This is a genomic window from Staphylococcus kloosii (assembly GCF_003019255.1).
Classification (GTDB): Bacteria; Bacillota; Bacilli; order Staphylococcales; family Staphylococcaceae; genus Staphylococcus; species Staphylococcus kloosii.
The window spans coordinates 2,519,560-2,540,952 of record NZ_CP027846.1; the positions used below are offsets into that span (position 1 = coordinate 2,519,560).

Here is a 21,393-nt window from a genome sequence, read left to right on the forward strand (position 1 = left end):
AAAAGTTGATACCCTAGACTCATGTATTTTCATTACACATGCTTTATTATATTAAACATAGAGCAACAAAGGAGGGAATGTTTCAATAGTAGTTATTTATCTCAATATCCTATTGTTTAAACCATTTAACACTTGTTACAAAATAGCTCTATAAAGAAGAGATAAAAAAACCGGTCGAAAGTCTGATATCAATTTGATACCCCAGACTCATGTATTTATAAAGTAATTAAGTTATTATAATACATGTAGAGAGCAAAGGAGGAACGCAGCATGATAATCTACAAACAAGCTTTTGAAAATGGTAATCCTATTTGTGAGATAATTACTAAAACATTTAAAACAATAACTGTGAAGTTTGATGAAAATTTTAGTAATTCAGAACTATATAGGTTACTCTCTCTACTTGAAAGCGACGTTGATAACATGAATCTAAGTTATTAACCGAAGTAGCACCTATAGAGCACACATAAGTTATACGCATAAGTACAACCTTAACATTTGAACATGAAATTAACTCCCCCTAAGAATGATTTGTATTAAAGTATATTTATAAGTTGTCCCCTTACAAATGATACTTTTCGTTACAAAAACCCTAATTAACTCACCTATAGAGCGACGTTATGTTAGTCAAAGATTGTCCCCTTTGATTACTTGGAGAGACCCCTCGAAGTTTACTAACTACAACGTCGCTCTTTTTTTATGCTGTATATATTTCTTTTTTCTTACTTAAGCTAAACATCCATACACTAATAAATGTAATAAGCGCTAAAATTCCGAAAAGAATAAAACCATGTTGCGTCACGTCAAGCAAGTAACCACCTAACAATGGTGCTAACAATCCACCAAAGTTTTGTAAGCCTGCTAAAGAATAATAAGAACCTTTTAAACCTTCTTGTGAGATCTCATCAATTCGTATATCAAGCATTGTAAAAACAAACATTTCTCCAATTGTAAATATAAACATTGCCACTATGAGCATCACAATATGTGTCATCGTACCTAGTAGCAATAGTCCAATAGGTAGTAATGTTCCACCTATCATAACTGCGTTTTTTGTAGGTACCTTATTGCCAATTTTATAAATAAAATACTGACAAGTTAATACTGTAATACCGTTTACTAAAACTAACTGTGCATAAAGACTTGAAGCAGTATGTGCACCATGTTCATGCGTGAAAAATTGAGGTAACAAGACGGTCATTTGATTGTAGCCAAAAGTGAAAAATATAGCGCCTGCAATCAGATATACAAAACTTATATTATTTTTAAAGATATTAATGGACCGCTTAAATGATAATGATGTTGCTTGCTTAAAATGTGATAAATCGATATTAAATTTAGTAAAAGTGTACACAAACACTAAAATATTAATGCTATAAGCTAAAGCTACAGCGTAGAATAAATTTGCATAACCAATCGCTCGCCATTGCGTAGATAATAAAGGTGCAAAAGCAGCAGCTAAATTAATTAAGTAATAGCGCACATTGAAGACTAATTTCTTCTTATCTTCTGGAGATAGGATAGAGATTAAAGCTTTGTACAACGGTACTGCTAATGACGTCCCAACACTAGAAAAAATGGAGAATGCAATAAAACCAATATAATTATGTATAAAAGGAAAGCTAGCAAAGCTAATTACACAAATTGATAAACCTATGTAGATAATTACTTTTTTATCATATTGGTCTAAAAATGGTGCTGCAATAAAACTCATAACCATTTTGGTGATGGCAACAACTGCCAATATAGTTCCTACCGTAAAACCACTATAATGATATTGCGATACTAAATAGATAGACAAAAATGGAATGACTAAAAATTCTGTAAATTTTTGCAAAAAAGTAGCGATAAGTAAAGCATATATAGATGGCGATAAATTGAGCATGTAATTCCCCCAACTATTCTATTTTTATATAATTGCCATCATATCATATTTATTATTTGCTGACACTAACACAAAAAAACACTCAGTAACGATAACCGTTACTAAGTGTTAATAAATGTATTAAATTATACATGTTTATCTTTAATCCACCATAATGCTTTTTTAGGATTTTCCGCATAATAATCAAATTCTTTTTGACTAGATACGTTAGGATAAGACCCTTTTAAAGATTTACCTGCAGTACTCACATGTAGTAAGCCTACAACAATAATACCTACAATACTTACCGCCGTTAAGTAATAAGCAGGAGATAAAGGATCACCTGTTTTAGCTACTAAACTAGAAGCAATTAATGGTGTTGTACCACCAAATAATGATACTGATACGTTAAATGTTACAGCTAATGTTCTGTAACGAATATGTGTATAGAACATTGTTGGTAAAGAACCTGGCATTGTCGCTTCATATGTTGATAAGAAGAAACCTAAAATGAAAATACCAATAATGATAAATACTAGAGACTTAGTTTGGAATAATGAGAACGCTACAGTACTTAAAACAGCTGTACCAATTAAACCAATTAAGAATACTTTTTTCTCACCGATTTTGTCAGCCACTCTACCAAACATAAGCGCTAACGGTATCATAATAGCCATTACAATAGTAATTAATACTGATACTAAAGTATCATCTAACTTCACTACACCTTGTAAATATGAAGGTAAATATGAAGTTACCATATAGTTTGTACAGTTAAAGAATGCAACTGCTACGAAACAAACAATAATATCTTTATAATAATATCTAATAATCGTGAAGAAATGTACATTATCACGTTTAGGTGTAGATTCGATATCATTCTCATATACTGGAGATTCTTCTAATTTTCTACGTAAATAGAAACCAAAGATACCTAAAAATAATCCTAGAATGAATGGAATTCTCCATCCCCAACTAGCCATTTGCTCAGAACTTAAAGCGAAGAATAATACACCGCTTAGTACTGAAGCTGCGATATAACCAGATAATGTTCCTATTTCAAGTCCACAACCTAATGAATTACGTTTTTTATCCGGTGAAGACTCGGCAACGTAAACCATTGCACCAGCATATTCCCCACCTGTTGAGAATCCTTGTAAAACACGTCCTAATAATAATAATATAGGCGCCCATACACCAATTTGATCGTATGTAGGTAACAGTCCGATTAATAATGTAGAAAATGCCATCATTATAATCGTCGTTGTTAGTACTACTTTTCTACCGTATTTATCTCCAATTATACCGAAGATAATACCACCTACTGGTCTAAGTAGGAACGCAATTGCGAATGTAGCAAAAGTAAATATCAGTTTCAATTGATCATTTTGAACTGAACTGAAAAAGTTTTGGCTTATGATGACTGCCAAATAAGAATAAAGACCAAAGTCAAACCATTCCATGGCATTACCAATTCCTGTCGCGAATACTGTTTTTTTCGCTTTTTTTGTTTCAACCATGTTTATATTGCTTTTATCAAAATCCATTGAACATGTCACTCCCTTAGCATGTTATAGTATTATACGTAATTAATTCATTTTGTCAAACAGCTAATCAACTTATTATTTTTCGAAAATCTATTTTCATACATTATTAAAAATTGAATTTATTTTTTAAAATAATTTTGAAACTAATTAATTTTCGAAAAACAACCGTACACAACTAACATGCTTCATTGTTCTTATTAAGAACAATTAACTTTACCACCCTGTCTGCATTTAAAACATTTATTTTACCGTCATAACAGTTTTCGAAAGTTATTTCCTCGTTAATACTAATAGGGTTCACATATTTCACTTCATAATATTTCCAGTTTAAATTCAGTTGCGATAAGATAATTTCTACTACTAATTGTCCTGGAACGATTTGATCATGAATTGGATTTTGATCATCGATAAGTGATAAATAATCATCTACAAATTGTTTAGTTATGTGTATCATTTTCCACCTTCTTAACAAACGTTTGATTAATAGAAATGCATTTAAGGTTATTTTTATAAATTTCTAGTAAAAATTCGTATCGTTTAAATTGTTTGATATTTTTACAATTTTTAATTGTCATTTGTGCAACATAATCTTCATCGGTTTTCAACTGTGTCATTTGTTCAATGTTTGTCTTAATAAGCTTAATAGCACTGTGTCGAAATTGCTGGAATAATTTAAATTGCCCCCATAACTTTGCGCAATATAGTGGTGGCACTTCGTCCTCATCATATTGATTGCTATTAAATAATTGTTTATAGCTCGCGACGCTCGAACTTCGAAACTGAACTATTTTACTTTCGGTTCCACCTGTGGAAGAGTATTGCATTCCCTATGCCACCTCCTATACCCATTGTGGCAATGCTTTTAATTATATCTTTCATATAAAACAATCGTGTAACTAATGCTGCACCACTCGCACCATATGGGTGGCCAGAAGCAATTGATCCTCCCCATTGATTAAGTTGTTGCGCTGTAATATCTAATTGTTGTTTACATGCTAAAACTTGAGAAGCAAATGCTTCATTTAATTCTACGGCATCAATATCTTGCATAGTCATTTTATGTTTGTGTAATAATTGCGTCACAGTAGGAACCGGACCAATGCCTAATAATTTAGGATCTACTCCCTTTGTAGCACTATCTATAAATTGCAAACCTTCTTCAAAACCTAATGATTGTGCTAATTGTGCTTCCATAACGAGTAATAACACTGCACCATCATTCTTCATACAACAATTGGCAGCACTAACACTACCATTAGCTAACAATGGTTTAAAACGACTTATTCTTTCATATGATAATCTTGGTTTAACACTTTCATCTATAGCAAAAGCGTCACCTTTTACTGTTATTGGTAATATTTCCTGGGTAATTTGTTGATTATCATAAGCTTTTATAGTTTTTTGATGGCTTTCATAGGCAAATTTATCTTCTTCTTCTTTTGTAATATTAAATTGCTGTGCTACATTTTCTGCCGCTTCAATCATTGAAGGATCTTGATTTTCAGGAGCAAATGAAGCACGTTCATAAAACATAGGCAATTCATTATCATATACTGATTGAGGCCGTTTAATTTTCCATGGCGCTCTGCTTGAACTTTCGACACCACCAGCAATGAACACTTGCCCCGCTTCTGCCTGAATCATACGACAAGCTTGAATAACAGCCTCTAGACCTGAACCACATTGTCGATCTATTGTGATACCAGGAATACGATTATCCAAACCAGCTTCTAATAATGATTTACGTGCAATATTTCCTCCATTACCAACGATATTCCCTAATATAACATCATCAATTTGCGTCATAATATCCGGATATTGTGCTTTAAAATGTTCAAATAAAGGTAATAACAATTGCTCAGGTTCAAGATGTTTTAACGTTCCACCATATTTACCAAAAGCAGTCCGTTTAGCTGCTACTATAATTGGTTGTTTCATATATTAAATGTCCCTTCCTCATACTGTCTTTGCATTTCTTTTCTAGCAATCTTACCACTACTTGTATAAACCATTTTAGGTACCTTTACTATTTTGGATGGAATTTGATATCGATAGAGTTTTGTCGCTAAAAATGCACGCATCTCTTTATAATCTATTTGTCTGTCACCCGTATATAATAAAATAGCTAGTTCGCCAAATTTATGGTGTTTTTGACCAATCACTAACACTTCATCTACTGCTTCATTTAATGCCATCGCTCGCTCTATTTCTATAGGATAAACATTTTCACCACCAATGATTAGGCGATCATGTTCTCTTCCATGAAGGTATAGATAATTATCTTTATCGATAGAAGCGTAATCTCCAATAGCTATCCATTCATTGCTATTAATTTTTTGTGGTACATAACCACTAAATGTCATATTACTTTTTATCGATAATAAACCTATTCCTCGCTCATCTTTATTTGTTATTGCTGTTGCTACATTAGGAAACAGTTTACCTACCGAATGATTAGGCGCTTCATTATTATAATTGTAGCTAATATAGCTGGCTTCAGAAGACCCAAAAAATTCTATAATAATGGCATTTTCAAATTGTTGTGCAATCCTTGCACGTAAATTATGGTCAAATTTATCTCCCGTGCTAAACAAATGACTTAGTTGCGGTACTTTAATGTTTTGAAGTGCCAATTGTTGAATCATTGTTGGGACGCCAAAAAATGCAATATCATTTTTCATTACACACATATCTTTTAATAATGTTGTTGCATCAAATTGTTGTTGGCCAACAAATGTATTGCCTATGTATAAAGCATAAATACACGTGAATAATGCCAACGAATGTGCTATGGGCCCTGGCGAAATGATAAAAGGTGGTACTTCTTTCATCATTAAATCATGTTGGTCATAAGACTCTAACCACGATTGCTCATTCCGAAAGTACGCTTTAGGCAAACCAGTGGTCCCTGATGTAAAACCAATATGTAAAATATCTTCTAAATTTTGGTCCATAATATGATGATGTAACTGTGTTATTGTTTCAGCGTTGTTAATTTCATAATTAATACCATACTGTTTATATATTTTATTTTTAGTCTCCTGTGGCCAGCGATAATCAATCACACATGGTATTGCATTAGATTGTAAAACTGCCAAATAGTAAATAATTAGCGTTAACGGGTTTTGAATATTTAATGCCACAGTGGCTTGTTGTTCAATCTGTTGCAATTTGTAATGCTTTGTTGCTATTTCATCTTTTAACGCTTTATATGTTATTTGTTGTTTATCAATTTTAATCGCTATTCGGTCAGCATTTTTGTGTGCATGGTTTTCAATATTAGTTAATAATGTCATAAATTACACCTACAAAGTTATTTGTTAGTTTTAATTATAATATAGTGCTAGTAAGTTAGCGATTAAAGACACAATTCACATATGTAATCAGTTAATTAAGCAATTTACTTTTCGACACCGCTCTATCAAAACGATGTGGTACATAATGACATACAAAACCCAAATTCATTAATTTTTTTCACCTCATTTTATCGTTTTCTTCCTAATTTGAATTATAAATTAACACTATTTGGTGGCTAATCCCATTTCTTATTCATAATTAAGTTTAATCTTAAAATCATGACCTACATTAATGAATTAAAGTAATTCATATATAATTGTATTAAAAAAAGCAATTTCTATTTTTATTCAATAGAAATTGCTTTTAAACTTAATTATGCCTATTTCATTAGAATCGATGCTTTATTCTAAATTAGCATGATTTTGTTGCATTGTGTTCTCGTCTACATTTAATGCTTCCATTAAATCTAAAACGATACTATCAAAGAAAATTTGTGTTGCTTGTTCGAATAAAGTACCTAATGGTTGCGCTGAGCCTTCCGAGTCATATTTTGTTCCTGCAGGCAACTCAATAACGGAGTTAGCTAACTTACCAATTGGTGATTCTGGTTTAGTTGTTAATAACACAACTTGAGCATTTGTACTTTTTGCTTTTTCAGCTAAGATTTTCAAATGTTCAGTCGAACCTGAACCAGAAACGATAACAAATAAATCTTCTTCTGTAATAGAAGGTGTCGTTGACTCTCCTACGACATGTGCACGTTTGCCAAGTTGATTTAGTCGCATGGCAAAGCTATTAGCTACATATCCAGATCTACCTTTACCTGAAACAAAGACATTGTCAGCTGAAATCACTTGTTCTAAAAACGTCTTAGCTTCATTCTCTTTAATATTAGATAATGTACGATCTAATTCATCCAACATTAATCTATAATTAGTAATTTCTGCCATAATTATCTACCATCAATCGCGTTTCGACATTGTTGAGCTGCCGCAACTGGATCGTCAGCATTCGCAATACCGCCACCAACTACGATTAAATCAGGTTCTTCTTTAGCTACTTCTTCAATTGTATCAGGTTTAATACCACCTGCTACAGCAAGTTTTGAATTAGTAATAACTGATTTAACTTTACGTAAACTATCTAATGGTGAAACACCTTCTGCTTGCAAGTCATAACCAGTGTGTACCATGATATAGTCTGCACCTAATGCGTCTAATTCTTTAGCGCGTTGTTCTAAATCTTGAACAGCAATCATATCAACTAATAATTCTTTATTGTTTTTATGCGCTTCTTCAACTGCGCCTTTGATTGAAGCATCTTCAGCTACGCCTAAAATTGTAACTACATCAGCGCCATATTTAACAGCTTGACTTACTTCATATCCTGCAGCATCCATAATTTTAAGGTCTGCTAATACTTTCACGCCATCAATGTTATCGTCTAAATGTTGAACTGAAGGTAAACCTTCATTAATAACGATAGGCGTACCAATTTCTACGATATCAACGTAATCTTTTACTTTGTTAGCTAATTCTGCTGCTTCTTCTTTGTTTAATAAATCAATTGCTAATTGTAGTTCCATTCATATTCATCCTTTCAAAGTTATCAATTATACTGTTATTTTACGTGAATTAAACACGTTATACATTCATATTGCTCAAATCAATTCCTTTAATGGTTTACCCCATATAATTCGCATTAAACTTATAGGTAATTTTGTAAATAACCAAGTGACAGTTAAGCTTTTCATTATAATTACTAGTTATTCTCGTTAAAATCATGTATCATTGATATTCAAATTTGCATTTAATTGAGCATACATGTACATTTCTGCACTTGTTTTTAGTAGAATATAAAGATAATCAATTTTAACCATGATATGTAAGCATTAATATGACAAACATAAGAACAAAGTTCCAATTATTTTGTTCTTTTTATAAATATTTGGTTGCTATTATCAACATATAGCAAAGTAATGCTAAACAGACTTCATTTTTAGCATTTTCTTACGATAAGGAGTGAATTTGTTGGAATTAATAGAATATGACAAAGTACAATCTTTGCTCGATTCTTACGCGAATAAACCAGTATACATTCACGTTGAAACTACAAATGGTGCTTATGCAAACCATTTCGATCAACGCGTATTTAATGCTGGTACATTTTTAAGAAACATCCAGATAACTTTTGAACACGCTCAACTTAAAGGTGGAGAAAAAGATCCATATCGCGTAGGTTTAAAATTAGTAAATAGTGGTTGGGTTTATGTTCAAGGATTAACCCATTTTGAAATTAATGATAATAATGAATTTCTCATTGCTGGCTTTAATTATGAAGGACAATTAGCTGCAACGTTAGAAATTAGTACACAACCATTTAACATATAGAGGAGGACGAAAATATGTCAGAAGAAAAACACGTACTCGTAATTTTTCCACACCCAGACGACGAAACGTTCTCATCTGCTGGAACGTTAGCTCGTTATATTGATAATGGCGTGCCGGTTACTTATGCTTGTTTAACGCTCGGCCAAATGGGACGTAATTTAGGTAACCCACCATTCGCTACGAGAGAATCATTACCTAATATTCGTGAGCGTGAACTTGAAGCTGCTGCTGAAGCAATAGGTATTAAAGATTTACGTAAAATGGGATTACGAGATAAAACAGTTGAATTTGAACCACATGATGAAATGGATAATATGGTAAAATCTCTAATTGATGAATTACAACCCTCAGTAATCATTTCATTCTATCCTAATTTCGCAGTGCATCCTGACCATGAAGCAACGGCAGAAGCAGTCGTTAGAACTGTTGGTAAAATGCCAAAAGATGAAAGACCTAGATTACAATTGGTTGCTTTTAGTAACGATGCACCAGAAAAACTCGGCGAGCCTGATATTTTAAATAAGATCAGTGATTATAAGGATGTTAAATTACGTGCTTTTGAGGCACACGCATCACAAACAGGTCCATTTTTACAACAATTAGCTACCCCTGATGTAGACGGTGAAGCGAATAGTTTCTTAGAAGTTGAGCCGTATTGGACTTATAACTTTGAATCTTAAGTGGAGGCAATAGCATGACTGAATTAGACTTATCTACAAGAGAAGGAAGATGGAAACATTTCGGTTCTGTCGATCCAATCGAAGGTACAAAACCTGTCGTTAAAGAGGAAATGACCGACTTACAAAGCACGAACAAAAACTTTTTATTTGATATAGAAGAAGTAGGTATTAAAAACTTAGTTTACCCTGTCCGAATTGACGACTATCAAACTGCAGGTACTTTTAGTTTTTCTACAAGTTTGAACCAAGATGAAAAAGGTATCAATATGAGTCGTATACTTGAAAGTGTTGAGCAACATTACGATAATGGTATCCAACTTAATTTCACTTCACTAAACGAAGTGTTACGCACACTACAAACGAGTATGAAGCAAAGTTCTGCCGGCGTAGATGTTTCGGGTAAATGGTTTTTTAATCGATTAAGCCCAGTCACTAACATTAAAGCGATAGGTAATGCTGATGTTACATTCGGTTTAGCAATTGAGGGAGATGCTATTACTCGTAAAGAATTAACAATTAATGCTGCAGTAACGACACTATGTCCTTGTTCTAAAGAAATCAGTGAGTATTCAGCGCATAATCAACGTGGCTATGTAACTGTAAAAGCTTATTTAGATAAAGATACGACGTTAAATGATAATTACAAAGAAATTATTTTAGATGCAATGGAAGCTAATGCAAGCTCAATATTATACCCTATTTTAAAACGCCCTGATGAAAAAAGTGTTACAGAACGTGCATATGAAAATCCACGCTTTGTAGAAGATCTTATTCGTCTTATTGCTGCCGATTTAGTAGGATTTGAATGGATTGAAGGTTTCGATATTGAATGTAGAAATGAAGAATCTATTCATCAACATGATGCTTTTGCAAAAATAAAATATAGAAAATAATAAGTCTTGAATTTTTACTGGAATAATTCATTGTATGTAACTATGTTTACATGTGATTATTCCAGTTTTTTTGTTTAAAACTAAAATTTTTAATTTTAGCATTAATTTTTTTAGCTTATAGTAAAAATACCAAAAATAATGTAAATAAATAAACATAAAGAGTAAAAAAATAATACCCCCATTAAATGAAAAACATATTAAAATAATTACTATATGATATGTGTATTAAGCAATTTCAACCATTCATATATAATCATTTATTTTGTGTGGTGATTAAGTGTGGATTTCACATTGACGATGTTTAATAACCAAAACGCTGTACAAGGACTTACAAATTTAAGTCGTGTTAATGTTTATTTAATTATTAACGGCAATATGTCCCTCTTAAAAAACAACGAATTGCTACATTATCATATAGGCGATGTCTTTCACGTCTTTGACTTTGACCAAACTATCATCTTCCCACATCACGCTTCATTATTAAAATTATCTATAAATCATCATTATTTTTACGATATATATAACGTTCACACCTCACAATTTAAGACTTTAAATTATCCAAGTAATCAATTATTTATAAATGCATTATATGCCTTACATCAAAATGAATTATCTCGTTTCAAACATACAATCAATTTATATTTCCAACAAATATGTAATACCTTTAACGCCGATTTACATACAAATCAATCCACTCAAATCTCTTACGGTTATACATTAATTAAAAATGTAATCCTTTATATCAACACGCATTGTTTAAATAAACTTCCATGTAAACATATCGCTCAAAGTCATTACGTCAATCATTGCTTCCTATCTCGAGAATTTTCAAAGTTTATGAAAACTACATTATCTAATTATATTTCGATTGCGAAAGTTACTCATAACGCTAAATGGTTACTCGAGCAATCTACCAAAACTTATACCTGGCAAAACTATCATTTCCATACATACAATGACTATGCCTCACGTTTTGAACAAATGTATCATTGCTTACCAGAAACATGGCCAAAACAAAATAACATGAATACAAAACATGCAAAGCGCATTTTAGATAAAAATATAATGTCCCAATTAAGTAAGCTCAAATAAAATCTATAAAGTTGGTGATAAACATGAATATTATTAAATATGAAGAAAAAAGAACCTTAATTAAAAAAGTAGTAAAACAAAACTTAAATATTACGTTAGTTGAAATCGTAATTTTAGATAAAATAGCTGAAATTAATAAAACGCGTATTGAAGCCTCCGAATTAAAAAAATCGTTATATAATAAAAACACGCCAATATCATCACAATTAAGTAATTTAATCAGTCTTAAATTACTAAAAAAAGAAAGAGACTTACATGACGAAAGACGCATTTATTTATATGACATAGATTTAGCAGGTATTAACAAAATTTTACAACAATACCATTCTATAGTTAGTAAATTAATAGCAGCAACATAATCATTAATATTTTTGAGTAACACAAATAATATTTCAAATCAAAAACTAATCTATTGTTATGAACTGCACCCTTCAAAGTAGACACTTAAAAATGTAAACTTTGAAGGGAGCATATCAGTTATACAGATTAGTTCTTTTTATATTTAACTTGTTGCTCTTTTGTTTGAAAATCCCACAATTGCCTTCACATTCAACTTACTATAGTTAGATAAATTAAAAAACGTCAATTACTATAGTTCAATAGCAATTGACGTTTATTGTCGAACTCAAGGTTATTGTGCCCCGGACATTATTTTAAATGTTCGTATGGACTATTTTTAACGAAAGAAATAATTTGATCAACAAATAATTTAGAACGTAATTGAAACTCTTCGTTCGCTAAATATAACGTACCATCTTCAAGTTTATTATAGTCAGAATCGTGAGTAGCTATTTGTGTAGGTATTGCAATACCTAATAAAGTACGTACTATTAAACGTAAGTGAGATAATGGCTCTGCACTAACAATACCGCCACTATTACCGATTAAACCAACGGGTTTCATTTTGAAATCGTCCATAGTTAAATGATCTAAAGCATTTTTTAAAATACCTGAATAAGAACCGTGGTAGTTTGGGCTACCTAAAACGAAAAAGTCAGCTTCTCGAGCTTTAGATTGTAATTCAGCTAAATTATTTTTATAAGTTTCTGTAGGTGTTGAAGCACCTGAAACATCTAATTGATGTATTGGCTTTTCTGCTAAATCAAATATTTCTGTTTCGAAGTCGTGTTCTTCAAAATGACCTTTCAAATATTGTGATAAAGCTGTAGTATGGGAGCCTAATTTTGCGCTACCAACTATAATTAATCCTTTCATTATTAAGTCACCTCTAATATTAGTTGTTATATTCTTTAAGTAATTTCATAATTGCCTTACCAACACCGCTATTCTCATTTGATTCAGTTTCAAATTTAGCAGTTGCTTTAACTTCATCTGTAGCGTTTGCCATTGCAACAGAATAACCAGCACGTTCAAGCATAGAGACGTCATTTAAATTATCGCCTATTGCCATAACATCAGACATATCAACCTTTAGTCTGTCGGCAATCGTTTGTAACGCTATCCCTTTTTGAGCATCAGCATGCGTAATCTCAATATTACCTCTTGAAGAAGATGACACTGCTAAACTACCTGATTGTGCCAATTCTTCGCTTACGCGATCAATTTTTTCTAAATCACTATCAAAAGCAAGTATTTTCATAACGATTTCCCCAGGTGTATCTTTAATTTTGTCATAATTATCGACAACTTTTAAAGTGCCATTATCGATTCTTTTTTGTATACCTGCTTTAATCTTTTCTACGTCAGCTTGTTGTCCCGCACGTTCTGCAATATCGATATAAATGTCTAAATCACGTTGTGGGTTTTCAGTATAAATACCAATGTTAGTATAGATTTGGTAATAAATACTTTCTCTATTAAGAACGTCTGTAATTCTATCAATTAATTCTCGATTTAAGTTTGAAGTGCTACTAATGTTAAAAGACTCATCTCTAACTTCAGCCCCGTTCAAACAAATGTACGGCAATTTCAAATCAGTTTGTGCGATAGGCGTATTCGCTTCATAAAATGCGCGACCTGTCGCAATAACTACGGTAATACCTTGTGATTGCGCATATTCAATAGCTTGAATATTTTCCTCTGAAATTTCATGTGCAGCATTTAATAATGTGCCATCCATATCTGTTGCAATTAATTTTATCATTATAAATTTTCGTCCCCTTCTGTATTAAGTTACACACTAGCCTGTAAACTAAAAAATACGCGCACTGTTTATAACACATTATATAGTTTAACAAAACTTTACGTGTTTGTATTATCGTCTGTTCGGCTGATTTTTTTCTTTTTTCTTATATTTTTAAAGAATTGACGTAATAATTCGCCACATTCCTCTGCTAATATATGTTTATCTACAATAGCTCTATGATTAAAACGTGGTTCCTGTGTTAAATCCATTAAACTACCACTACAACCACCTTTAGGGTCACTCGCACCATATACAACTCTTGGTATACGACTCATTACGATTGCCCCTGCACACATGACACATGGTTCTAGCGTTACATATAATGTACAGTCTTCCAAGCGCCAACTTCCAACTATTTTAGCTGCTTTTTGAATGGCCAAATATTCAGCATGTGCTGTTGGGTCTTGGCGTGTTTCTCTTAAATTATGCGCACGTGCAATAATCTTATTGTCTTTTACAATGACTGCACCTATTGGCACTTCACCGATGTACTGCGCTTTTAAAGCTTCATTTATTGCAACTTTCATATATTTTTCATCACTTGTCATGTGTCTGACACCTCACATATGGTACAATACTTATTGTCTATTTTAACATTTGGAGCGTTAATCATGAATAAACCATTTATAGCAATCGAAGGCCCTATTGGCGTTGGGAAATCTTCCTTAACGCATAAATTAAGCCAAGATTTAAATTATTACGAAGAAAATGAAATTATCGATGAAAACCCATTTCTTTCTGACTTCTATGATGATATATCAAAATGGAGTTTCCAAACAGAAATGTTTTTTTTATGTAATCGATATAAACAATTTCAAGATCTAGCACAAATTCACCAAGGTATAGTTAGCGATTATCATATTTATAAAAATAAAATTTTCGCACACAATACACTGACATCGACTGAATATGAAAAGTTCACGCGTATATATGACATTCTAACCGAAGACTTGCAGATGCCAAATATCATAATCTTCTTAGACGCTGATTTATCAGTACTACAACAAAGAATTGCTAAAAGAAACCGCAGCTTTGAACATCAAATATCTGACGATTATTTATTTGCTCTAAAAGAAGATTATACTCATTTTTACAATACATTAAAAGCCGATGGCCAGAATGTCATAAAAATTGATACTTCGACACTTGATTTTGTAACGCAAGACGATGATTATCAACATATATTAGAACTTGTACGACCACTTATAGGAGGAACGAAAGATGAATAATTATGGTATTCCACAAGATGCAGTGATTACTATTGCTGGAACTGTAGGAGTAGGAAAATCAACTTTAACTCAAGCCTTAGCAGACCGTCTAAATTTCCGTACGTCATTCGAAAATGTAGAGCATAATCCTTATTTAGATAAATTTTATCACGACTTTCAACGTTGGAGCTTCCACTTACAAATTTACTTTTTAGCGGAACGTTTTAAAGAACAAAAACGTATGTTTGAATATGGTGGCGGCTTTGTCCAAGATCGTTCAATCTACGAGGACGTTGATATTTTTGCTAAAATGCATGAAGAACAAGGTACAATGACAGACGAAGACTTTAACACTTACTCTGAATTATTTAATGCTATGGTGATGACACCTTATTTTCCTAAACCAGATGTACTTATTTATTTAGAATGTGATTATGACGAAGTAATTAATCGTATACAACAACGTGGCCGTCAAATGGAAATCGATACCGACCCACAATATTGGCAAAAATTATTTCAACGTTATGAAACTTGGATTAGCCAGTTTAATGTGTGTCCGGTCGTTCGTGTAAATATCAATGAATATGATTTACATGCGGACCCAGATTCACTAGACGTTGTCATCAACAAAATCAAATCAGTTATCGATACTTATAGAAAAGTAGATCAACGTTAATAATCAATAAAAGGTTGAAACTGGCTTAAAGTGCCTTGTTTCAACCTTTTTATTATTCAATATGACTACGGTTAATAATTTTATCAATCTCGTCATCATTGACTATTTTGTTGTAATAACTATCATCAACTTGACTCAAGCCAAATGTATTAGCCTTTTCTTTATCGTTAGTTCCAATATATTGATTGCCATCACTATCTTGATAATAATCAAAAATTGCGCCTTCATATCTTGCTTCTTGAAAAAGCTCATAAAGTTCTTCTAAATCATCTCTAGCTACATGTTTATAATATAGTGTGTGTAATGTATGATCTTTAGTTTGAGCAATGAATCCTTGTTCTTCGGCGCGTTCATCCTCAGTCACTAAAAGTACTTCATTACCATGAATACTTACTACTTTATATGTTTCATTATTATAAATCGCATATTTGCCATCAATCATCGCCAACACCTCTTTTAAGAAACTCATAATATATGTTTTATATATTATGACACATCAGCATTATGAATCCTATTGATTTATAATATCGATGATTTCATTCATTGTCGGTATAATATAATCCGCTTCGCCAAAACTTTCTTCTATATCCACACCCGTTAATACAGCGATAGATAATCCTAAGCCAGCATTCTTACCCGTTTTAATATCATTTGCTGTATCACCAACAATCGCAACATCTTTAGGGTCCACATCATGATTATCAAATAATGGTTTTAATACTTCTGGATTTGGTTTTTCTACGGCATTTGCTTCTGTAGAAATAACCACATCAAAAAATTTAGCGCTTTGCGTAACCTCTAAAAATTGATCGACACCTTTTTTTGAATCACTCGTTACGATGCCCATCTTATACCCTTGCTGTTGTAAATTTTCTAAAGTTTGATACGCACCTTCAACCCACTCATTATCAGGAACGCGATTGTCGACTAACGTTTGACTACGTTGTTGTACCCATTGTGTCACATCTTCTTCCGCAATATCATTAAATGTTGCTATCATGTTATCTAAAGCGCCCGAAGCCATAATCGTACCTTGTTGAATTTCACCGTCCACGATTCCTAAACGTTTATAAGCTGCATCTACATTAGCAATTTTGTGCTTATAACGTTCAATAAAATCATCAGCTAATTGTAAACCAATGGTCATCCAACTACGATCAAAATATATTAATGTGCCATCTTTATCGAATAAAATCCACTTCATCAAATTACATCTCCTACGTATTTATCATTACTTGTTGTATTCATTTACTACTTTCACTTTAGTCATTACATTAAAAAAAGGCAAATATCAAAACGTCATTTTAAATAATAAATACAACCAGTAAGTAACTATGTATATATTTAAAATGACCGTAGTTTTGACTTTGCCTTAAAACGATATTAAATATTAATATTTAGGAACTACAACTCTCCAATTTTGTGGATCGTCAAGTTTACCACTTTGTATGCCTACATAATTATCATAAAGTTTTTGTGTAATTGCACCTGTTTCGTTATTGTTAATAACAATTTCTTCTTCACCATATTTTAATTGACCGACTGGTGAAATTACAGCTGCAGTACCTGTACCAAACACTTCATCTAACTCACCTTTACGATGAGATTCAATTAATTCATCAATAGATACGCGACGTTCTTCAACATCATAACCTAATTGTTGAGCTAATTCGATAACCGTTTTACGTGTGATACCTGGTAAGATACTACCGTTTAATGCTGGCGTTACGATTGTGCCGTTTTCTACGAAGAAGATATTCATACTACCAACTTCTTCGATATATTTTTGTTCAACACCATCTAACCATAATACTTGGTCATAGCCTTGTTTAGAAGCATTTGTTTGTGCTTTTAAACTTGCTGCATAGTTACCTGCAACTTTAGCATGTCCTACACCGCCTCGCACGGCACGTACATATTCATCTTCTACATAAATTTTCGTTGGGTTTAACGATTCTCCACCATAGTATGAACCTGATGGCGATAAAATAATAAGTAATTTGTAAGAATAAGATGGTCTTACACCTAACATACCTTCTGTAGCAAAAACGTAAGGACGGATGTATAATGATTGACCTTCACCTTCTGGTACCCAGTCACGTTCTTTATCGACTAACTGTTTTAGCCCTTCTAATAAAACATCTTCATCAACTTTAGGCATATCTAGTCTACCTAGGGAATTATTAATACGCTTAAAGTTTTCTTCTGGTCTAAATAATACGACTTCACCATTATGTTTGTATGCTTTTAATCCTTCGAATACTGCTTGTCCATAATGTAACGCTTGTGCTGCTGGAGAAATTTCAATTGGTCCATATGGCACAATTTTTAGGTCATGCCATCCTTGATCTAAATCATAATCGAAGCTTAGCATATAGTCAGTAAAGTATTTACCAAAACCTAAATCACTTGGATCTGGCTTTTCTTTTAAGTTTTCACGTTGTACAAATTCAATTTTTTCTGACATGATTTATTCCTCCAGTTAATTCTAAAATTTTAATTAAAGTCAATTATACCAATCGTTTGAGGTGCATTCAATAATTTTCAAAAAATTTAAAATTTTGAGCCTTCGAATAGATGCTCTTTAAAATGAATTTATAGCTAAGAAAATATTGTTGTATGAGAGCTGGATTTACACTATAAATAGGTCAGCACCCTTGACCTTTATATTACTATTTATTGTGTTAAAAAGTAAAATTATTGCGTATTAAAACGTTAATTATGCGATGTCCGTTATAAATCTCCATTTAAGAATTGTGCTTCGCCGTTAAAGAAACTCCAATTTTCATCGGTATTTTCTACTAAACTTATCATGACATCTTCTTTACGTATATTTAACTCATCATGTAATTGTGATACTAAATTGTGATAAAACTTAGTTTTTTGGTCTTTCGTACGTGGACGAGATACTAAAGTAAATACTAGCACTTCATCCGTTCTTTCCACGCCTAGCCCTGTATCTAATATAGCCATTTCGTAATCTTCATGTTGTGTAACGATTTGATATCTGTCGCCTTCTGGTGCATCAAATGCGTCTAACATCACTTCGTAAGATACATCTAAAATTTCTTTAATCTGTTCTTTAGTACGTCCTTTAATCATATCTATTTTAATAATTGGCATAAAATAGCCCCCTTAAATTAATATATTCTATTCAAATTTTATTTTAGCTCATTTATAAAGGTTTACAACTCATCTGTTTTCTCTATACTATTTAAGATAAAAATAAAGCACTTAAAAGTTATACAACTTTTAAGTGCTTTTATGATTTATCTTACGTAATTTTGTTCTTCAATTGCTTCTAACATTATTTTTGTCATAGATTGTAAGTCGTATTTTGGATCAAAGCCCCATTCTGCTCTAGCACAGCTTACATCAATGTTATCTGGCCAGCTATCAGCAATAGCTTGTCTATCTGGATCTACGTTATAGTCCAATTCGAAGTTTGGATAATGCTCTAAAATAGCTTCTTTTACCATTTCAGGTTCAATACTCATAGCACTCAAGTTATAAGCATTTCTATTTATAAGTTTAACGCCATCTGCTTCCATTAATTTAATAATGGCATCTACCGCATCATCCATAAACATCATATCCATAAATGTATCTTTAGCAATATAGCTTGTATATTTACCTTCTCTAACGGCTTTGAAATAAATTTCTACAGCATAGTCTGTAGTACCGCCGCCTGGTTCTTTAACGTGTGAAATAAGTCCTGGGAATCTTACACTTCTTGTATCAATACCAAATTTTTCAAAGTAGTATTGGCATAATAATTCACCGGCAACTTTATTTACACCATACATTGAAGTAGGTCGTTGTATAGTAACTTGTGGTGTATTCACTTTTGGTGTAGTTGGTCCAAACGCACCAATTGAACTTGGCGTAAAGAATTTCAAATCATATTCACGTGCTGCTTCTAAAGCGTTCATTAATCCACCCATATTTAAGTCCCATGCAAAAATCGGATTTTTTTCAGCGGTTGCTGATAATAATGCTGCCATATGCATCAACGTATCGGCTTTAAATGTATCTACTAGTTCGAACATACGCTCTTTATTCGTTACATCTAAAATTTCAAAAGGTCCATCTAATATTGGAGAACCTTCTTCAGGCTTTCTAATATCAGTAGCTAAAACATTTTCATTTCCGTAAATCGCTCTACATTTTACTACTAATTCAGTTCCAATCTGTCCTAAGGCACCTGTAATCATAATTTTTTTCATTTCTCTCTCTCCTTTGTCTATTGCCAAAAAGCAATGTATTTCTCATGTAAACAAATAGCCCATTTCACTTAAAATTATACTACATATCCCCAAAATTGTATACTGTGAGTGAACATGAAGCAATTTTTTTATTAAGTTGCACAATTCATTTAAAACAATAACCATCCTGTTTATAGATACGCGATTTAAAATAACTAACTCCGGGAATTAATAAAATGGATTACGAAAAGGAGTGAAAGAAATGGATTATAATTTATTAGGTAATTCTGGATTAGCAGTATCTAAATATGCACTTGGTACGATACCTTTTACAGGTACGAATGGATTTGAAAACGCAGGTGGCATGTCACAACAACAAGCAAATAAGATGATTGATTATGCACTAGACCAAGGCATTAACCAATTTGACACGGCAAATTTATACTCTAAAGGAGATTCCGAGATTGCATTAGGTAAAGCAATTAGAGATAAACGTCACGAAATGGTTATTAGTAGTAAAACAGGTTTTCAATTGACTGATAATCCTAATGACGGTGGCGCAAGCAGAATTAATATCGAACGTTCAGTTAATGAATCACTTCAAAGATTAAACACTGACTATATTGATTTATATTACACACATTTATGGGATGGCCAAGTGCCAACGATGGAAACCATTCAGACCATGAACGATTTAATTCAACAAGGTAAGATTCGTTATTGGGGTGTTTCCAATTATAGTGGTTGGGCTTTAGCTAAAACACATACGCTTGCCGTCGCTAACAATATGGCACCACCTATTGCACAACAAATTTACTATACACCTGAAGCACGTGAAGCTGAATACGAATTATTACCTGCCGGCAAAGAACTTGGCGTTGGTAATAGTATATGGTCTCCATTAGGTGAAGGACTATTAACTGGTAAAGTTTCAAGAACGAAATCAGGCGATGCTGGTACACGCCAAGGTGACGGCTGGCCAGAACCTTATATTAAAAATCACGAATTATTTTATAATTTAGTAGATGTGCTTAATGACATTGCAGTACAGCACAACGTTTCAGTTGCCCAAGTAACATTAGCATGGCTAAGAGACAGACCAAATATAGACTCACTCGTACTTGCAGCAAGAACCCAAGATCAATTACAAGATAATATCGCTTCTTACAACCTACAACTTACAGATAATGAAATTAAAACAATTACCGAGTTAACAAACCCAGAACCTATATATCCGTTATGGCATAGAGCAATGAACTCCTACGACAAAGCTTCAACTTCAGAAAAAGTTTACCTTGAAGGTTACAATAACCTAATGAACAATAAAGATTCTATGCTTTAAATCTTTATTATTTAATTGAAAAACAATGGCAATTTCCATCAATGTTAATGGAA

General features: G+C 32.5%; 25 protein-coding genes. 9 read left to right on the forward strand and 16 right to left on the reverse strand.

What is annotated here, in order from left to right; all coding sequences use genetic code 11:
* Positions 1 to 270 precede the first annotated feature (270 nt).
* Complete coding sequence (gene vraX, locus C7J89_RS13260; RefSeq protein ID WP_048792425.1) at positions 271 to 441, forward strand: C1q-binding complement inhibitor VraX; 171 nt, start codon at positions 271 to 273, stop codon at positions 439 to 441.
* 256 nt (positions 442 to 697) lie between these two features.
* Here vraX and C7J89_RS12575 read toward each other — a convergent pair whose 3' ends face one another.
* The 8 genes from C7J89_RS12575 to hxlA form a co-directional block, all read right to left on the reverse strand.
* Entirely contained in the window at positions 698 to 1,885 is a 1,188-nt protein-coding gene (locus C7J89_RS12575; protein WP_103295071.1) for an MFS transporter, read from the reverse strand.
* 125 nt (positions 1,886 to 2,010) lie between these two features.
* Complete coding sequence (locus C7J89_RS12580; protein WP_103295072.1) at positions 2,011 to 3,411, reverse strand: MFS transporter; 1,401 nt, start codon at positions 3,409 to 3,411, stop codon at positions 2,011 to 2,013.
* 175 nt (positions 3,412 to 3,586) lie between these two features.
* On the reverse strand, positions 3,587 to 3,865 hold the full coding sequence (locus C7J89_RS12585; protein WP_061855397.1) for a hypothetical protein: 279 nt from the start codon (positions 3,863 to 3,865) through the stop codon (positions 3,587 to 3,589).
* A complete protein-coding gene (locus tag C7J89_RS12590) occupies positions 3,849 to 4,235 on the reverse strand; it encodes a hypothetical protein (RefSeq protein WP_061855398.1) in 387 nt (128 codons plus the stop codon). The genes C7J89_RS12585 and C7J89_RS12590 overlap by 17 nt, the downstream gene beginning before the upstream one ends.
* Positions 4,201 to 5,349 (reverse strand): thiolase family protein, encoded by a 1,149-nt coding sequence (locus tag C7J89_RS12595; protein ID WP_103295073.1) that lies wholly within the window; start codon positions 5,347 to 5,349, stop codon positions 4,201 to 4,203. Before C7J89_RS12595 ends, C7J89_RS12590 begins: the two co-directional genes overlap by 35 nt.
* Positions 5,346 to 6,707 carry an AMP-binding protein gene (locus C7J89_RS12600; RefSeq protein ID WP_103295074.1) on the reverse strand — a complete coding sequence of 454 codons (1,362 nt, stop codon included), beginning with the start codon at positions 6,705 to 6,707 and terminating at the stop codon, positions 5,346 to 5,348. Before C7J89_RS12600 ends, C7J89_RS12595 begins: the two co-directional genes overlap by 4 nt.
* A gap of 402 nt (positions 6,708 to 7,109) precedes the next feature.
* Positions 7,110 to 7,658: a 6-phospho-3-hexuloisomerase gene (hxlB, locus tag C7J89_RS12605; protein ID WP_061855401.1), complete on the reverse strand. Its 549-nt coding sequence runs from the start codon at positions 7,656 to 7,658 to the stop codon at positions 7,110 to 7,112.
* 2 nt (positions 7,659 to 7,660) lie between these two features.
* Entirely contained in the window at positions 7,661 to 8,293 is a 633-nt protein-coding gene (gene hxlA / locus C7J89_RS12610) for a 3-hexulose-6-phosphate synthase (RefSeq protein ID WP_061855402.1), read from the reverse strand.
* Positions 8,294 to 8,738: 445 nt separating this feature from the next.
* Between hxlA and C7J89_RS12615 the strand changes: the two genes are divergently transcribed.
* The 5 genes from C7J89_RS12615 to C7J89_RS12635 all read left to right on the forward strand — a co-directional run bounded on the left by C7J89_RS12615 (position 8,739) and on the right by C7J89_RS12635 (position 12,122).
* Positions 8,739 to 9,098, forward strand: a complete 360-nt coding sequence (locus C7J89_RS12615) for a YojF family protein (protein WP_061855403.1) — start codon at positions 8,739 to 8,741, stop codon at positions 9,096 to 9,098.
* 14 nt (positions 9,099 to 9,112) lie between these two features.
* Positions 9,113 to 9,778, forward strand: a complete 666-nt coding sequence (bshB2, locus tag C7J89_RS12620) for a bacillithiol biosynthesis deacetylase BshB2 (protein ID WP_103295076.1) — start codon at positions 9,113 to 9,115, stop codon at positions 9,776 to 9,778.
* 14 nt (positions 9,779 to 9,792) lie between these two features.
* On the forward strand, positions 9,793 to 10,671 hold the full coding sequence (gene folE2, locus C7J89_RS12625; RefSeq protein WP_103295077.1) for a GTP cyclohydrolase FolE2: 879 nt from the start codon (positions 9,793 to 9,795) through the stop codon (positions 10,669 to 10,671).
* Positions 10,672 to 10,962: 291 nt separating this feature from the next.
* Positions 10,963 to 11,763, forward strand: coding sequence for a hypothetical protein (locus tag C7J89_RS12630; RefSeq protein WP_142381015.1), 801 nt, complete (start codon positions 10,963 to 10,965; stop codon positions 11,761 to 11,763).
* A 23-nt stretch (positions 11,764 to 11,786) separates the two neighbouring features.
* The gene (locus tag C7J89_RS12635; RefSeq protein ID WP_061855407.1) at positions 11,787 to 12,122 is read left to right on the forward strand and encodes a transcriptional regulator, SarA/Rot family; all 336 of its coding nucleotides are present in this window, start codon (positions 11,787 to 11,789) and stop codon (positions 12,120 to 12,122) included.
* Between the two features lie 289 nt (positions 12,123 to 12,411).
* Here C7J89_RS12635 and C7J89_RS12640 read toward each other — a convergent pair whose 3' ends face one another.
* From C7J89_RS12640 to tadA, 3 genes are all read right to left on the reverse strand, one after another.
* The gene (locus C7J89_RS12640) at positions 12,412 to 12,978 is read right to left on the reverse strand and encodes an NADPH-dependent FMN reductase (RefSeq protein WP_061855408.1); all 567 of its coding nucleotides are present in this window, start codon (positions 12,976 to 12,978) and stop codon (positions 12,412 to 12,414) included.
* A 19-nt stretch (positions 12,979 to 12,997) separates the two neighbouring features.
* On the reverse strand, positions 12,998 to 13,867 hold the full coding sequence (locus tag C7J89_RS12645) for a Cof-type HAD-IIB family hydrolase (protein ID WP_061855409.1): 870 nt from the start codon (positions 13,865 to 13,867) through the stop codon (positions 12,998 to 13,000).
* Between the two features lie 98 nt (positions 13,868 to 13,965).
* On the reverse strand, positions 13,966 to 14,457 hold the full coding sequence (tadA, locus tag C7J89_RS12650; protein ID WP_103295777.1) for a tRNA adenosine(34) deaminase TadA: 492 nt from the start codon (positions 14,455 to 14,457) through the stop codon (positions 13,966 to 13,968).
* Between the two features lie 63 nt (positions 14,458 to 14,520).
* Between tadA and C7J89_RS12655 the strand changes: the two genes are divergently transcribed.
* Together C7J89_RS12655 and C7J89_RS12660 are read left to right on the forward strand one after the other, a co-directional pair.
* Positions 14,521 to 15,138, forward strand: a complete 618-nt coding sequence (locus tag C7J89_RS12655) for a deoxynucleoside kinase (RefSeq protein ID WP_061855411.1) — start codon at positions 14,521 to 14,523, stop codon at positions 15,136 to 15,138.
* Complete coding sequence (locus C7J89_RS12660; protein ID WP_061855412.1) at positions 15,131 to 15,793, forward strand: deoxynucleoside kinase; 663 nt, start codon at positions 15,131 to 15,133, stop codon at positions 15,791 to 15,793. Before C7J89_RS12655 ends, C7J89_RS12660 begins: the two co-directional genes overlap by 8 nt.
* A gap of 52 nt (positions 15,794 to 15,845) precedes the next feature.
* Here C7J89_RS12660 and C7J89_RS12665 read toward each other — a convergent pair whose 3' ends face one another.
* From C7J89_RS12665 to C7J89_RS12685, 5 genes are all read right to left on the reverse strand, one after another.
* Entirely contained in the window at positions 15,846 to 16,235 is a 390-nt protein-coding gene (locus C7J89_RS12665; RefSeq protein WP_061855413.1) for a hypothetical protein, read from the reverse strand.
* 69 nt (positions 16,236 to 16,304) lie between these two features.
* Positions 16,305 to 16,997, reverse strand: coding sequence for an HAD family hydrolase (locus C7J89_RS12670; RefSeq protein ID WP_061855414.1), 693 nt, complete (start codon positions 16,995 to 16,997; stop codon positions 16,305 to 16,307).
* A gap of 186 nt (positions 16,998 to 17,183) precedes the next feature.
* Positions 17,184 to 18,260: a branched-chain amino acid aminotransferase gene (locus C7J89_RS12675; protein WP_061855415.1), complete on the reverse strand. Its 1,077-nt coding sequence runs from the start codon at positions 18,258 to 18,260 to the stop codon at positions 17,184 to 17,186.
* 266 nt (positions 18,261 to 18,526) lie between these two features.
* Complete coding sequence (locus tag C7J89_RS12680; protein WP_103295778.1) at positions 18,527 to 18,916, reverse strand: tautomerase family protein; 390 nt, start codon at positions 18,914 to 18,916, stop codon at positions 18,527 to 18,529.
* Positions 18,917 to 19,062: 146 nt separating this feature from the next.
* Entirely contained in the window at positions 19,063 to 20,019 is a 957-nt protein-coding gene (locus C7J89_RS12685; protein ID WP_103295779.1) for an NAD-dependent epimerase/dehydratase family protein, read from the reverse strand.
* A gap of 241 nt (positions 20,020 to 20,260) precedes the next feature.
* On the opposite strand from C7J89_RS12685, the gene C7J89_RS12690 reads away from it, so the two are divergent.
* Positions 20,261 to 21,340 carry an aldo/keto reductase gene (locus C7J89_RS12690; RefSeq protein ID WP_103295780.1) on the forward strand — a complete coding sequence of 360 codons (1,080 nt, stop codon included), beginning with the start codon at positions 20,261 to 20,263 and terminating at the stop codon, positions 21,338 to 21,340.
* Positions 21,341 to 21,393 lie beyond the last annotated feature (53 nt).

What these genes read in the sequence shown, in the direction of transcription:
- vraX (WP_048792425.1), top strand. Translation starts at nt 271, where the DNA reads ATGATAATCTACAAACAAGCTTTTGAAAATGGTAATCCTATTTGTGAG.
- C7J89_RS12575 (WP_103295071.1), bottom strand. Translation starts at nt 1,885, where the DNA reads ATGCTCAATTTATCGCCATCTATATATGCTTTACTTATCGCTACTTTT.
- C7J89_RS12580 (WP_103295072.1), bottom strand. Translation starts at nt 3,411, where the DNA reads ATGGATTTTGATAAAAGCAATATAAACATGGTTGAAACAAAAAAAGCG.
- C7J89_RS12585 (WP_061855397.1), bottom strand. Translation starts at nt 3,865, where the DNA reads ATGATACACATAACTAAACAATTTGTAGATGATTATTTATCACTTATC.
- C7J89_RS12590 (WP_061855398.1), bottom strand. Translation starts at nt 4,235, where the DNA reads ATGCAATACTCTTCCACAGGTGGAACCGAAAGTAAAATAGTTCAGTTT.
- C7J89_RS12595 (WP_103295073.1), bottom strand. Translation starts at nt 5,349, where the DNA reads ATGAAACAACCAATTATAGTAGCAGCTAAACGGACTGCTTTTGGTAAA.
- C7J89_RS12600 (WP_103295074.1), bottom strand. Translation starts at nt 6,707, where the DNA reads ATGACATTATTAACTAATATTGAAAACCATGCACACAAAAATGCTGAC.
- hxlB (WP_061855401.1), bottom strand. Translation starts at nt 7,658, where the DNA reads ATGGCAGAAATTACTAATTATAGATTAATGTTGGATGAATTAGATCGT.
- hxlA (WP_061855402.1), bottom strand. Translation starts at nt 8,293, where the DNA reads ATGGAACTACAATTAGCAATTGATTTATTAAACAAAGAAGAAGCAGCA.
- bshB2 (WP_103295076.1), top strand. Translation starts at nt 9,113, where the DNA reads ATGTCAGAAGAAAAACACGTACTCGTAATTTTTCCACACCCAGACGAC.
- folE2 (WP_103295077.1), top strand. Translation starts at nt 9,793, where the DNA reads ATGACTGAATTAGACTTATCTACAAGAGAAGGAAGATGGAAACATTTC.
- C7J89_RS12635 (WP_061855407.1), top strand. Translation starts at nt 11,787, where the DNA reads ATGAATATTATTAAATATGAAGAAAAAAGAACCTTAATTAAAAAAGTA.
- C7J89_RS12640 (WP_061855408.1), bottom strand. Translation starts at nt 12,978, where the DNA reads ATGAAAGGATTAATTATAGTTGGTAGCGCAAAATTAGGCTCCCATACT.
- C7J89_RS12645 (WP_061855409.1), bottom strand. Translation starts at nt 13,867, where the DNA reads ATGATAAAATTAATTGCAACAGATATGGATGGCACATTATTAAATGCT.
- tadA (WP_103295777.1), bottom strand. Translation starts at nt 14,457, where the DNA reads ATGACAAGTGATGAAAAATATATGAAAGTTGCAATAAATGAAGCTTTA.
- C7J89_RS12655 (WP_061855411.1), top strand. Translation starts at nt 14,521, where the DNA reads ATGAATAAACCATTTATAGCAATCGAAGGCCCTATTGGCGTTGGGAAA.
- C7J89_RS12660 (WP_061855412.1), top strand. Translation starts at nt 15,131, where the DNA reads ATGAATAATTATGGTATTCCACAAGATGCAGTGATTACTATTGCTGGA.
- C7J89_RS12665 (WP_061855413.1), bottom strand. Translation starts at nt 16,235, where the DNA reads ATGATTGATGGCAAATATGCGATTTATAATAATGAAACATATAAAGTA.
- C7J89_RS12670 (WP_061855414.1), bottom strand. Translation starts at nt 16,997, where the DNA reads ATGAAGTGGATTTTATTCGATAAAGATGGCACATTAATATATTTTGAT.
- C7J89_RS12675 (WP_061855415.1), bottom strand. Translation starts at nt 18,260, where the DNA reads ATGTCAGAAAAAATTGAATTTGTACAACGTGAAAACTTAAAAGAAAAG.
- C7J89_RS12680 (WP_103295778.1), bottom strand. Translation starts at nt 18,916, where the DNA reads ATGCCAATTATTAAAATAGATATGATTAAAGGACGTACTAAAGAACAG.
- C7J89_RS12685 (WP_103295779.1), bottom strand. Translation starts at nt 20,019, where the DNA reads ATGAAAAAAATTATGATTACAGGTGCCTTAGGACAGATTGGAACTGAA.
- C7J89_RS12690 (WP_103295780.1), top strand. Translation starts at nt 20,261, where the DNA reads ATGGATTATAATTTATTAGGTAATTCTGGATTAGCAGTATCTAAATAT.